Raw genomic sequence first — 12,085 nt, 5'->3', positions numbered from 1 at the left:
AACGGCACGATTCAGACTTTTGGGGCGACGTTCGAGAGCCTACAAGTTTAGACTGAAACCGGTGATAGCTGTGTCCAGTCAACTGGACCTAATTTCCATCACCCGCTTCCCAGGCCACTTTTGTGATCCGCTCATCCAGCATCAACGGACGCAGCAATGTGCTGACCTCCGCATTGCTGCGTTCCTCGATGGTCAACAGCACATCCAGCACAGCGGTCTCCCCGCCGCTGTCACTGCGTGCCATTTCCGTGACGATCACCCCCATCTGGGTCAGCGCCTTCAGTGCTAAGGCCCGCACATGCTGGTCATTCTGGGCGGCATACTGGATCTGCACCTCATATTCCTGATTGAGCGGCACCCCCGCGCGGGTCTTGCGTTTCAACCATTTCACCAATGGGCGCAGGCCGAGGTTCACAAAAACCACCAGCCCCGTCGCCAGTGCCGCAAAGGCCGGAGCCCCTGCCCCCGCCATCAGCCCAACAGCAGCCGAACACCAAAGCGTCGCGGCCGTGTTGAGGCCATGCACCGTGAAACCTTGGCGAAAAATGATGCCCGCCCCGAGAAAACCGATGCCAGAGACAACCTGCGCCGCGACACGGGTCGGGCTCACCTCATCAGGAAAGAGCGATGAAAACACCACATAGCTCGCCGCCCCCAGCGCCACCAACGCATTGGTGCGCAAACCCGCCATACGCTGGCGCACCTGACGCTCCGATCCGATCAGCGCCCCACAGAAGACCGCCAGCGCAAGGTTCAGCGCGGCCACACGCAAGGTGCCATCAAACAGCGCGGCATCAAACAGCCCAGCATCAATCAGCTCGTTCATGTATATACCTTCAATATACGTTTTTCCGAGTTGAAGCACGAGGCGGAGGCGCAACGCAAGCCAAAAGACGGGCAGTCAGATGCAAAAAACACGCAGCCCCTGGCCCTCCGGCTGCGCGACAACGCGCACAGGGACTTGCGCGAAACGCCGCCATAGCCTATGCGGCGCACATGTCCGATATTTCTCATGACCGCCTCCTCATTATTGACTTCGGCAGCCAGGTGACACAGCTGATCGCCCGCCGCCTGCGCGAGCTCAATGTCTATTGCGAAATCCATCCCTACCAGAACGTCGATATGGACTTCGTGCGCAGCTTTGCGCCCAAGGCCGTGATCTTCTCCGGTGGCCCTGACAGCGTGACCCGCGAAGGCTCGCCCCGCGCGCCGCAAGAGATCTTTGACTATGGCGTGCCGATCCTTGGCATCTGCTACGGTCAGCAGACCATGATGACCCAGCTGGGCGGCAAAGTGGAAAGCGGCCATGGCACCGCCGAGTTTGGCCGCGCCTATGTGACCCCGCAAAACAAGCTCGACATTCTGGATGGCTGGTTTGCCGAGGGCGACGAGCAGGTCTGGATGAGCCACGGCGACCACGTGAGCGAAATTGCTCCGGGCTTTGAGGTCTATGGCACCTCGCCCAACGCGCCTTTTGCGATCACTGCGGACACCTCTCGCCATTTCTATGCGGTGCAATTCCACCCAGAAGTGCACCACACCCCCAATGGCGCGAAACTCTATGAGAACTTCGTGAAAATCGCGGGCTTCTCCGGCGACTGGACCATGGGCGCCTACCGCGAACAAATGGTTGAGGCGATCCGCGCGCAGGTTGGCGATAAGAAAGTCATCTGTGGTCTCTCCGGCGGTGTGGACAGCTCGGTGGCCGCCGTGCTCATTCATGAAGCCATCGGCGATCAACTCACCTGTGTGTTTGTCGACCACGGCCTGCTGCGCAAAGGCGAGGCCGAGGAAGTTGTCACCATGTTCCGTGACAACTACAACATGCAGCTCATCCATGCCGACGAGCAGGAGCTCTTCCTGGGCGAACTGGACGGCCAGTCTGAACCGGAAACCAAGCGCAAGATCATCGGCAAGCTCTTCATCGACGTGTTCCAGAAACACGCCGACACCATCGACGGCGCCGAGTTCCTGGCTCAGGGCACGCTCTATCCAGACGTGATCGAAAGCGTCAGCTTCTCCGGCGGTCCTTCTGTGACCATCAAGAGCCACCACAATGTGGGCGGCCTGCCAGAGAAAATGGGCCTCAAACTGGTGGAGCCGCTGCGCGAGCTCTTCAAGGATGAAGTCCGCGCACTGGGCCGCGAACTTGGCCTGCCGCAAAGCTTCATTGGCCGCCACCCCTTCCCGGGGCCGGGGCTTGCCATCCGCTGCCCCGGCGAGATCACCCGCGAGAAACTCGACATCCTGCGCGAAGCCGATGCAGTCTATATCGACCAGATCCGCAAGTACGGTCTCTATGACGAGATCTGGCAGGCCTTCGTGGCCATCCTGCCTGTGCGCACCGTTGGCGTGATGGGCGACGGCCGCACCTACGACTACGCCTGCGCCCTGCGCGCGGTGACCTCCGTTGACGGCATGACAGCGGATTACTACCCGTTTACCCACGAGTTCCTCGGCGAAACCGCCACCCGGATCATCAACGAAGTCAAAGGCATCAACCGCTGCACTTACGACATCACGTCGAAGCCTCCGGGCACAATTGAGTGGGAGTGAGGCACGCCGCCTCATGTCTTCAACAGTCTACGCCGCTCCCACCCGGGGCGGCGTTTTCTTTTGCCCACACCAAGTTTCCGCTTCCATGTCCGCCCAAGCTGCGCAACAACTTCGCAGGGAGGAACGGTTATGAAGTTAACAACCGCGATTGTCGCCAGCGCTTTGCTCTGCCCATTCACCGCTATGGCGCAGAACGCGCCAATGGCCTGTGAAGGGGCGACCGGCGACATGTTCCTCGGCATTGCAGGCCCCTCCGTGCAAATCTGGGGCAGAGATGACAGCCGCATTCAGGGTGTCGCGGTTGAACTCAAGCAGGATCACGACGGCTTCCCCTCTGCTTGGGCGCTGAGCATCACCGGCACGCAGGCCACCATCATCGTACAAGAAGCGGCCTGCGCCGCCTCAGGCGGAGAGTTCCCGCTTTCCTTTGTGCTTCTCACCAACGAACAGCTGACCCACGGCTGCTGTACCATCGCGGAATGAGCGCCCTATGACCGCCCCAATGATCCGCCTCACCGGCCACATCGATGTCCCTTCAGACCGCCGAGAGGCCGTCGCTGCGGCATTGCCCGTCCACATAACGCTCACCCGCGCAGAACCGGGCTGCCTGTCTTTTGACGTGACCCAAGATCCCGTCATTGCGGGGCGCTACAATGTCTCGGAACTCTTCGTGGATCAGGCCTCCTTTGGCGCCCATCAGGCCCGTGCAAGCGCCTCCGATTGGGCCACGGTCACAGCTGGAATCCCACGCCACTACCAGATCACCGAGGTGCCCGCGTGAACGATACCCTCAAAGCCGCCATCTGGATGAGCGGTGCCATCCTCTCTTTCACCTCCATGGCTATCGCCGGACGCGCCGTCTCATTGGAGCTCGATACCTTCGAGATCATGATGTACCGCAGCTTCTTCGGCATCGTTCTGGTGGTCGGCGCTGCAACCATGGCGGGCACCTTACGCGAGGTCACCAGCCGCAATCTCGGTCTGCATCTGATCCGCAACATCAGCCATTTCGCCGGGCAAAACCTCTGGTTCTTCGCCATCACCGCCATCCCCTTGGCACAGGTCTTTGCGCTGGAGTTCACCTCCCCCATCTGGGCCATTCTGCTCTCCCCGCTCCTGCTCGGAGAACGCCTGCGGCCCATCGGTCTTTTGGCAGCGCTCATTGGCTTCATCGGCATTCTGATTGTCGCGCGTCCGACGCCGCAATCCGTCGACATAGGCCAGATCGCCGCCGCCACCGCAGCCATCGGCTTCGCGCTGTCAGCAATCTTCACCCGCAAACTCACACGCACCGAAACCATCACCTGCATTCTATTTTATTTGACGGTCATGCAAGCGGGTCTCGGCCTGCTATTTGCGGGCTTTGATGGTGACATCGCACTCCCGTCATGGGAGAGCCTTCCCTGGATCATCCTGATCAGCTGCGCCGGGCTCGTGGCCCACTTCTGCCTGACCACCGCGCTTAGCCTCGCCCCCGCCGCCGCAGTCATGCCCATCGATTTCATCCGACTGCCACTGATAGCTGTTGTAGGAATGTCACTATACGGGGAGCCTCTGGACCTATGGGTTCTGGTCGGTGCCACCATCATTTTTGCGGGCAATTACTTAAACATACTGACACAGATCCGCACTACTACTGCGACGAGGTGACGCAAAGTAACGAAGCTTTATCCAATTGGCTAAGTTGACTTGGATAAAGCTGCGCGAATAGCTTTGTCCGAGTAATAAAATAACTCAGGGACTAAACGGGACATCTATCACATGAAAAAAATGCTTATGGGAGCCACCGCACTCGCGATGGTTGGAGGAGCATCTTACGCTGGCGGCATCGACCGCTCCGGACAAGGTGTGAACATTCTGTTCGAAGAAGGGAACTTCGCGCAGATCACATTCGTAACTGTAAACCCAAACGTAGATGCTGTGCCTGGTGGCCCAATCTCAGCAACACCTTCTGCGTTTGATGTTGCACAGAACTACGCCGACTTCTCTTTGGGCTACAAACACGAGGTCAATGACAAACTCGACCTCGCGATCATCTATGACAACCCTTTTGGGGCCCATGTTGATTACGGAACGACAGGTGGCTTCCTGGATGGTGGCTTGGCCGACGTTGAAACTAACGCTCTGACAGCGCTCGCGCAGTATCAACTCGGCAACGGCTTCAGCGTACACGGCGGTCTGCGCCTGATGGAAGTCGACGGCATCATCAACAACGCTCTGGGTGAGCTCGACATCAGCAGCGATTTTGACCTTGGCGGCGTCGTCGGTGTGGCTTACGAAAAGCCAGAGATCGCTCTGCGCGTTGCGCTGACCTACAACAGCTCGATCTCCGCCGATCTGAGCGGGACACGCGCCGAACGTGATGGCAGCAATCCACAGGCGCGCACCGCCACGGTTGACTTCCCTGAGAGCATCAACCTCGACTTCCAGACCGGTGTTGCGCCCAATACGCTGGTGTTCGGCTCCGTGCGGTACGTGCCATTTGAGGGCGTCAACCTGACAACCGTTGATGGCCAATGGGTAAACTTCCAGGACGATATCACCACCTACAACCTGGGTATCGCACGTCGCATCAACGACAAGCTGTCCCTCGCGGTCCGCTTCGGCTTTGAAGACGAAGGCACCAAGCCAACCAACACCGCCCTCAGCCCCAGCACCGGCTCCAAGAGCATCACGCTGGCAGGCACCTATCAGCTGAGCGAACACCTCTCGCTCTCCGGCGGTGTCACCTATGCAAAGCTGGGTGATCAGTTCTTGAACCTGCCATCCCCTCCACTGCCAGCCGGATCGCGGTATGATTACCGCGACAGCGACGCCATCGGCGTTGGCCTGCGGATCGGTATCCAATTCTGATCTCTGTCGTTTGACACAATCAAAGCCCCGCTCTTGCAGCGGGGCTTTTCTTTTGCGCAGGTTTCGGAGTGCAGCGCATGCCTTCGCACCCTAACCTCACCCCATGACCACACCCATTCAAAAATCCCTCTCCTCCCGAGCATGGGTCGAGCTTTTCCTGCTGGCCGCGCTTTGGGGCGCTGTCTTCTTCACCAACCGTGTCGCGCTTTATGACATCGGCCCCATCACGCTGGTGGCACATCGCACCTTCTGGGCGGCGCTCCTTCTGTGGGCGCTCACCATCTTTCGCGGCACGAAGATCCCCAAGAGCGCACGGCTCTGGGGCGCTTTCCTTATCATGGGGCTGCTCAACAATCTGATCCCCTTCAGCCTGCTGAACTTTGCCCAATTGACCATCGAAAGCGGCCTCGCCTCGATCTTCAACGCCGCCACCGCTTTCTTTGGCGTGCTGCTCGCCGCGCTTTTTCTGCCCGACGAGCGGCTGACCTTGCCCAAAGCCCTAGGTGTCTTCATCGGCTTTCTCGGTGTGGCCACCGCCATTGGCCTCACCCACCTGACACGCTTTGACCCCCGCTCTCTCGCCCAGATCGCCGCCCTGCTCGCCACCCTGTCATATGGCTTTGCCGGCATCTGGGGGCGCAAACATCTCGCCGGATGCTCACCCACCGTGGCCGCCGCTGGCATGCTCACCTGCTCTGCGCTGATGTCGCTTCCCTTGGCGCATTTTGTCGAAGGTCCGATCACCCTGTCACTCTCCGCGTCCACCTGGGCCTCCATCGCCTATGGCGCGGCTCTGGGCACCGCTGCGGCCTATTTGCTCTACTACCGCCTGCTTGCCACCGCAGGCAGCGGCAACCTGCTTCTGGTCACGCTGCTTGTGCCGCCGTTTGCAATCCTGCTTGGCACCCTGTTTCTGGGAGAAACCCTGCACCCACGCGCATTTGCGGGCTTTGCTCTGCTGGCTCTGGGGCTTCTGGTGCTGGATGGCCGCCTTTGGCGGTATGTGCGCAAACAACCCGCAGGTATTTGATGCAAACCTGACTTGCCATTCCCGTGCGCGCTTGGCACGCTCACTCTCAGAAATACCGCGATCAGGGAGGGCAGAATGGCCAAAGGATATTGGATCGGGCGCGTCGATGTGGATGACCCCGAAGGCTATAAGAAATACATCGAGGCCAATGCCAAACCCTTCGCGGATCACGGCGCGCGTTTCCTGATCCGCGGCGGGCAGTTTGAAAACCCCGAAGGCAGCGCGCGCAGCCGCAATGTGGTGATTGAATTTCCCTCCTATGAGGCGGCGCTGGCCTGTTATCACTCAGAAGACTACCAATACGCCAAATCCCTGCGTGATCCGGTGAGCACCGGCGACATTGTCATTGTGGAGGGCTACGACGGATGATCTGGGACCAGCTTCTCCACCGCCTGCGTGGAACACCAGACACCCCGCCTCTTCCGGAACCTGACGAAAAGCTCGCTCTTGGCGCGTTGCTGGTGCGGGTGGCCAAATCAGACAACCACTATGACGTGGAAGAGATCGGCGCGATCGACAAGATCCTTGCCGCGTCTTTTGATCTCAACCCGATCGAGGCCGCCAAACTGCGCGCCACCTGCGAAAAGCTCGAACATGCCGCCCCCGGCACACCGGACTTTGCCACCCTGATCCGCGAAACCGTGGATTATCCACATCGTTTGGAAGTGGTGCAAAAGCTCGTCTCGGTGATCGAAGCCGACGGCGAACACGCGCCCGAAGAAGACGCCAGCCTGCATGAAATCGAGGCGATGCTGGGCATCAAGCCAGAGGACAGCCCTGTCGGGTGATTCAGATTAAATCAAATGATCTTAAAACTTAGGGCGCCGATCTTCATGTGATCGACGCCCTTTCTGTTGTTTATATCCGGCCCATCAGCTCAGGCCGGATACCTGCATTCAGGCCTGACTAAGTTAGGCCAAACTTGGCAACCAAAGCACAATTGACGGGAAAGCCACCAACAGCGCGATGGTCACAGCATCCGCGATGAAGAACGGTGTCACACCTTTGAACACATCCTGCACAGACAGATCATCGCGCACACCGGCCACCACAAAACAGTTGAGGCCAATCGGCGGGGTGATCAGACAGAACTCCGCCATCTTCACCACCAGAATGCCGAACCAGATCGCACACATCGTGCCGTTCATGCCGAACGTGCTGTCCGCCGCCGCCACGGCCTCGCCGCCATTCAGCGCCATCACCGCAGGGTACACCACCGGCAATGTCAGCAGCAGCATACCAATGGCATCCATAAACATGCCCAGCACCGCATAGGCCAGCAGAATACAGATCAGGATCAGCCACGGCGACATCTCAAGACTTGTGATCCAGTCCGAAAACGCCCCCGGCAGATCGGCAAACCCAAGGAAGCGCACATAGATCAGCACCCCCCAGATGATGGTGAAAATCATCACCGTCAGCTTGGCCGTGTCCAAAAGCGCAGACTTCAGCTCCGGCCACCGCATCCCGCGCACCAGCGCCAGCAGGAAGACGATAAACGCCCCCACGGCCCCGCCCTCTGTCGGTGTGCCCCAGGCATCGCCAAAGGGGTTGTAGACAAAGAAGATGATGATCACGACCACCGCCACAATCGGCAAAGCCGGCGGCAGCGCGGCAAAACGCTCACGCCATGTGAAGCCGCTCACCGGTGGACCGACGGTTTTGAAGATCATGGCAATGCCCACAATCATCGCGCCGTAAACCACAGCCGAGAACGCGCCGGGGATAAAGCCCGCCAGCAGCAGCTTGCCCACGTCCTGCTCTACGATGATGGCATAGATCACAAGGATCGCAGAGGGCGGGATCAGCGAGGCCAAGGTGCCCCCCGCCGCCACAACGCCCGCAGCGAACTGCTTGTTATAGCCCACCTTCAGCATCTCCGGGATCGCAATCCGCGCAAACACCGCCGCTGTCGCCACCGAAGCACCGGAAACGGCGGCAAAGCCTGCGGTCGCAAACACGGTCGACACCGCCAGCCCGCCGGGCACCCAAGCGATCCACTTCTTGGCCGCATCAAACAGCGCCGTGGTCAGCTTGGCGTAATAGGCCAGATAGCCAATCAGAATGAAGGTCGGAATGAGGCTCAACGCCTGTGAAGACACTTTGGAATGCGGCACCGATCCGGCAATGGCGATGGATTTGCCCAACGCCCCGTCCCAGATCTCCCGCCGCTCATTCCAATAGAGCAGTTTTTCCGGCGCATAGCCGGACTTCGCCCAGAAAATCCAGACAATCCCGACAAAGCCAGCCAGCGCAGCGGCAAAGGCCACCCGCATCCCCAGCACCACAAGCAGGAGCATCCCGCCCGTGACCCAAAGGCCAATCGTAATGTTATCCATTGTCAGCATCCCCAAGCTGATCGACCTCTGCACGGGCCTGTTCCTCGATCGACTGCACCAGCGGCACTGCCACCGGGCTTGGCAGGTTCAGCAAAAACGCCCGCCCATAGCCCCAGACCTGCAGCGCCAGCCGCAGGCACATCACCGAAAATGCCACCGGCACAATCAGCTTTGAGGGCCAGATCGGCAGGCCAATATCAATCGAGCTGTCCCGCGAACACAGCGGCCGCGCGCAATCAAAAGAGCGCTCAAAATGCGCCCAGCTGCCCATGGTCAGGGCAATCATCAACCCGAGGATCAGGATCACAGACAGCAGCTCCGCCCCCCAGAGCGCACGCCCCTTGAGTTTGCCAATCACCATATCCATCCGGATGTGGCTGCCATCGCGCTGCACATAGGCGATCCCCATCACCGCAATCAGCGGCATCAGCGCCTCGATATAATCCACATATCCCGACAGCGGCGACGCAAAGAACTTGCGCCCACCCACCGAATAGGCGGCCAAAAACATCAGACTGAACACGGCAAGGCCGCTCAGCAATGCAAAAAACTGTTCCAGCTTGAGCAGGTGACGATCCAGTCTGCTGAGCACACTGTTGTCTTCAAGCACGGCAGAGGCACCGGCCATATCCTTCCCCCTTCTACCTGACACACGTCAGATACAAAACGGCCCCGGAACTCACCGAGGCCGCAATTTTAATTATTTTTATCAGTTGGTTGCGCGGTGATCTTCGAGAGTTTTCACAACCAGATCATAGAGCTCCTGACCAGGAATGCCCTGCGCTTCCATGTCCTTGATCCAGGCATCACGGATCGGGTCTGCTGCTTTGGCACGGAACTCCGCGATCACAGCATCGTCGATCTCAACCTTGGCCACGCCCTTCTCTTCCAGAACGCTGTCCCACTTCTCAAGCAATGTGCCGTAGTTCGCCACATAGTGATCCAGCGATTCCTGAACGGAGCTGTCCAGCGCCGCGCGGTGCTCATCAGACAGATCTTCATAGGCGTCGATGTTCACCACAACCGGGCAGTTCACGGTGCCGGGGTTCAGGTTGGCTGTCCACCAGTCCGCTTGGTTGATGGTGCCGAAAGACAGGTGCGCGTGCTGCGCAAAGGCCACCGTGTCCACCACGCCGCTTTCCATCGCCTGATAGGCTTCGGTCGCGGTCACAGAGGTTGGTACGCCGCCCACGGCTTCAAAAGCTTTGCCCAGACCGCCGGTGGCGCGCACGCGCATGCCGTCAAAGTCTGCCAGCGAGTCGCGTGGATCGCCGGTGCCCACAAGGTTGTACTGCGGCATAGGCGAGGTCATCAGCAGCTTCGCGTTCCACTGCTCCATCTCTTCCGCTGCGGCCGGGTGGCCGTAAACAGCCGCAGACACCGCCATCTCTTCCTGCAGGTTCGCCACGCCAAGGAACGGCAGTTCCAGAACGGTGATCACACGGTTCTTGTCACGGTGATAGCCCGCACAGAACTGCGCCATTTCAAACGCACCAATGGAGATCCCATCGAGGTTTTCACGGTTCTTGGACAGACCGCCATAGCTGATGTTCATGGTGAACTCGCCGCCGGTCTTTTCGCTCACCAGCTCCGCCAGTTTCTCAACATGCTCGGTGAAAGCGCGGCGTTTGCCCCAGACAGAGACATTCCACTCGGTGGCCATTGCTTCGGTGACAAAGGCCATAGACAGGGCCGCCACGGCGGTCCGGCTCATCAATTTACGCATGATTTCCTCCCGATTGCGTAAGTGCTTATGGCCAAAGCATGCCGCAACGCGCATCAGATTGCCAATGAAGGATTTTGCGCAGGACACGACGTCAGCCCTGCGGATTTCCGCAGGGCACAAAAATCAGCAATTTCATAGAGGTTTCAGCGCCTTAAGTCGCGTATTCAACACCAGATTGCGCGCATCCGTCGCAGCAAACTTTCAGGCTGAGCGTCCTTACACGCAAACCGTCAAAGCAGCGCTTCTTTCTTCAGACCAAGCTTCACAATCTTTTCGTTCAGCGTCCGCCGCCCGATTCCCAGCGCCTCCGCGGCGGCGTCCATCCGCCCCTCATGCCCCTTGATGGCCTTGCCGATCAGCTCCCGCTCAAAGGCAGCGACGGCCTCCCGCAGGGTTTCCGGCACATCCTCAAGCCCGCCCGTCTGGGTCAAGGCCGCCGCCATGGTGCCCCCACCCCGGCGCGCCTGCATCACACGGCGCGCACAGACGTTGCGCAGCTCGCGCACATTGCCCGGCCAGTCATGCGCCATCAGCGTGGCCACATCCTCATGATCCAGCTCCGGCGCAGCAATCTCATGCACCCTTGCATAATCATCAAGGAAATGCGCCGCCAGCAGGGTCACATCGTCCCGCCGCTGGCGCAGCGGTGGAAGTTGCATCACGAAGGTATTGATCCGAAACAGCAAATCCTGCCGAAGCCGACCATCAGCGACGGCTTGGTCCACGTCCTCATTGGTGGCTGAAATGATCCGCAGATCCACCGCATCCGGCGTGGCCGCGCCCACGGGGAACACCTGCTGATCTTCGATCACACGCAGCAGCTTTGCCTGAACGGCGGGTGGGCAGGCTCCGATCTCATCCAGAAACAGCGTCCCGCCGGTCGCCGCCTGCAAACGCCCTTTGCCACCCTCAGCGGTGCCAAACATCTCCGCTTCAAAACGCTCCGGGCTCAGTGCCGCGCAGTTGAGGGCCAGAAACGGCTGCTCGGCGCGCGGCCCCAAATCATGCAGCGCCCGCGCCACCAGTTCCTTGCCGGTCCCCGTCTCACCCTGGATCAACACCGCGCCCTCCATGGGCGCAAGGTCCAACACCTCTTCACGCAGATTGGCCACGGCCTGCGTTTGCCCCAAAAGCACCCGATCCAGCCCCGACAACTCATAAAGCCGCGCCTTGAGCCGCTGGTTGCTGGCCCGCATCCGGCTCTGTTCGGCCGCATGGGTCAGAATGGTCAGCAATCGGCGCGGCTCATAAGGCTTCTCCACAAAGCTGTAGGCCCCCGCCTGCATCGCCTCCACCGCCATGGGAATATCCCCATGGGCGGAAATCAGAACCAACGGCGGAGACAGCTCCGTATCCAGAGCGGCAAGCAGCTCCATCCCGGTCATCCCCGGCATGCGCACATCTGACAGGATCACATCGGGCGCAAATGTTGCCAGCCGCTCCAGAGCCTTTTCGCCCCGCGCCACCGCCTCAGCCTGCCAGCCCGCCGCCTCCATCAAGGCCAGCAGCGAATGCCGCATCGCCTTGTCATCATCCACAATCAGCAGGCTGTATGTCGGCCCGTCGTTCATCTGCGCCTCT

General features: G+C 59.7%; 13 protein-coding genes. 8 read left to right on the top strand and 5 right to left on the bottom strand.

Annotation, left to right across the window (positions count from 1 at the left end):
• Positions 1 to 88: 88 nt before the first annotated feature.
• Positions 89 to 826: an MgtC/SapB family protein gene (locus ACO07T_RS12255; RefSeq protein WP_422049651.1), complete on the bottom strand. Its 738-nt coding sequence runs from the start codon at positions 824 to 826 to the stop codon at positions 89 to 91.
• 170 nt (positions 827 to 996) lie between these two features.
• Between ACO07T_RS12255 and guaA the strand changes: the two genes are divergently transcribed.
• The 8 genes from guaA (at position 997) to ACO07T_RS12215 (ending at position 7,227) form a co-directional block, all read left to right on the top strand.
• Entirely contained in the window at positions 997 to 2,556 is a 1,560-nt protein-coding gene (guaA, locus tag ACO07T_RS12250; RefSeq protein ID WP_422049650.1) for a glutamine-hydrolyzing GMP synthase, read from the top strand.
• Between the two features lie 129 nt (positions 2,557 to 2,685).
• Complete coding sequence (locus ACO07T_RS12245; protein WP_422049649.1) at positions 2,686 to 3,039, top strand: hypothetical protein; 354 nt, start codon at positions 2,686 to 2,688, stop codon at positions 3,037 to 3,039.
• A gap of 7 nt (positions 3,040 to 3,046) precedes the next feature.
• Complete coding sequence (locus tag ACO07T_RS12240) at positions 3,047 to 3,337, top strand: putative quinol monooxygenase (protein WP_422049648.1); 291 nt, start codon at positions 3,047 to 3,049, stop codon at positions 3,335 to 3,337.
• Positions 3,334 to 4,206: a DMT family transporter gene (locus ACO07T_RS12235; RefSeq protein WP_422049647.1), complete on the top strand. Its 873-nt coding sequence runs from the start codon at positions 3,334 to 3,336 to the stop codon at positions 4,204 to 4,206. The genes ACO07T_RS12240 and ACO07T_RS12235 overlap by 4 nt, the downstream gene beginning before the upstream one ends.
• A 111-nt stretch (positions 4,207 to 4,317) precedes the next feature.
• Positions 4,318 to 5,409 (top strand): OmpP1/FadL family transporter, encoded by a 1,092-nt coding sequence (locus ACO07T_RS12230; protein ID WP_422049646.1) that lies wholly within the window; start codon positions 4,318 to 4,320, stop codon positions 5,407 to 5,409.
• A 103-nt stretch (positions 5,410 to 5,512) separates the two neighbouring features.
• Entirely contained in the window at positions 5,513 to 6,439 is a 927-nt protein-coding gene (locus ACO07T_RS12225; RefSeq protein WP_422049645.1) for a DMT family transporter, read from the top strand.
• Positions 6,440 to 6,514: 75 nt separating this feature from the next.
• Entirely contained in the window at positions 6,515 to 6,808 is a 294-nt protein-coding gene (locus ACO07T_RS12220; RefSeq protein ID WP_209060475.1) for a DUF1330 domain-containing protein, read from the top strand.
• Positions 6,805 to 7,227: a TerB family tellurite resistance protein gene (locus ACO07T_RS12215; protein WP_209060476.1), complete on the top strand. Its 423-nt coding sequence runs from the start codon at positions 6,805 to 6,807 to the stop codon at positions 7,225 to 7,227. Before ACO07T_RS12220 ends, ACO07T_RS12215 begins: the two co-directional genes overlap by 4 nt.
• 123 nt (positions 7,228 to 7,350) lie before the next feature.
• On the opposite strand, the gene ACO07T_RS12210 is transcribed toward ACO07T_RS12215, so the two are convergent.
• The 4 genes from ACO07T_RS12210 to ACO07T_RS12195 all read right to left on the bottom strand — a co-directional run bounded on the left by ACO07T_RS12210 (position 7,351) and on the right by ACO07T_RS12195 (position 12,075).
• Complete coding sequence (locus ACO07T_RS12210; protein ID WP_422049644.1) at positions 7,351 to 8,778, bottom strand: TRAP transporter large permease; 1,428 nt, start codon at positions 8,776 to 8,778, stop codon at positions 7,351 to 7,353.
• Positions 8,771 to 9,406, bottom strand: coding sequence for a TRAP transporter small permease subunit (locus ACO07T_RS12205; RefSeq protein ID WP_209060480.1), 636 nt, complete (start codon positions 9,404 to 9,406; stop codon positions 8,771 to 8,773). The genes ACO07T_RS12210 and ACO07T_RS12205 overlap by 8 nt, the downstream gene beginning before the upstream one ends.
• 81 nt (positions 9,407 to 9,487) lie before the next feature.
• On the bottom strand, positions 9,488 to 10,504 hold the full coding sequence (locus tag ACO07T_RS12200; RefSeq protein ID WP_422049643.1) for a C4-dicarboxylate TRAP transporter substrate-binding protein: 1,017 nt from the start codon (positions 10,502 to 10,504) through the stop codon (positions 9,488 to 9,490).
• 230 nt (positions 10,505 to 10,734) lie between these two features.
• Positions 10,735 to 12,075, bottom strand: coding sequence for a sigma-54-dependent transcriptional regulator (locus ACO07T_RS12195; RefSeq protein WP_422049642.1), 1,341 nt, complete (start codon positions 12,073 to 12,075; stop codon positions 10,735 to 10,737).
• Positions 12,076 to 12,085: the final 10 nt, after the last annotated feature.

The sequence above is a fragment of the Shimia sp. genome, assembly GCF_965227725.1.
Classification (GTDB): domain Bacteria; phylum Pseudomonadota; class Alphaproteobacteria; order Rhodobacterales; family Rhodobacteraceae; genus Shimia.
The sequence above is the reverse complement of the archived record's forward strand: the minus strand, read 5'-3'. Positions and strand labels throughout refer to the sequence as shown.

Coding starts and splice junctions, on each gene's coding strand:
- ACO07T_RS12195 (WP_422049642.1), bottom strand. CDS start 12,075: ATGAACGACGGGCCGACATACAGCCTGCTGATTGTGGATGATGACAAG.
- ACO07T_RS12210 (WP_422049644.1), bottom strand. CDS start 8,778: ATGGATAACATTACGATTGGCCTTTGGGTCACGGGCGGGATGCTCCTG.
- ACO07T_RS12215 (WP_209060476.1), top strand. CDS start 6,805: ATGATCTGGGACCAGCTTCTCCACCGCCTGCGTGGAACACCAGACACC.
- ACO07T_RS12220 (WP_209060475.1), top strand. CDS start 6,515: ATGGCCAAAGGATATTGGATCGGGCGCGTCGATGTGGATGACCCCGAA.
- ACO07T_RS12205 (WP_209060480.1), bottom strand. CDS start 9,406: ATGGCCGGTGCCTCTGCCGTGCTTGAAGACAACAGTGTGCTCAGCAGA.
- ACO07T_RS12245 (WP_422049649.1), top strand. CDS start 2,686: ATGAAGTTAACAACCGCGATTGTCGCCAGCGCTTTGCTCTGCCCATTC.
- ACO07T_RS12255 (WP_422049651.1), bottom strand. CDS start 826: ATGAACGAGCTGATTGATGCTGGGCTGTTTGATGCCGCGCTGTTTGAT.
- ACO07T_RS12225 (WP_422049645.1), top strand. CDS start 5,513: ATGACCACACCCATTCAAAAATCCCTCTCCTCCCGAGCATGGGTCGAG.
- ACO07T_RS12200 (WP_422049643.1), bottom strand. CDS start 10,504: ATGCGTAAATTGATGAGCCGGACCGCCGTGGCGGCCCTGTCTATGGCC.
- guaA (WP_422049650.1), top strand. CDS start 997: ATGTCCGATATTTCTCATGACCGCCTCCTCATTATTGACTTCGGCAGC.
- ACO07T_RS12230 (WP_422049646.1), top strand. CDS start 4,318: ATGAAAAAAATGCTTATGGGAGCCACCGCACTCGCGATGGTTGGAGGA.
- ACO07T_RS12240 (WP_422049648.1), top strand. CDS start 3,047: ATGACCGCCCCAATGATCCGCCTCACCGGCCACATCGATGTCCCTTCA.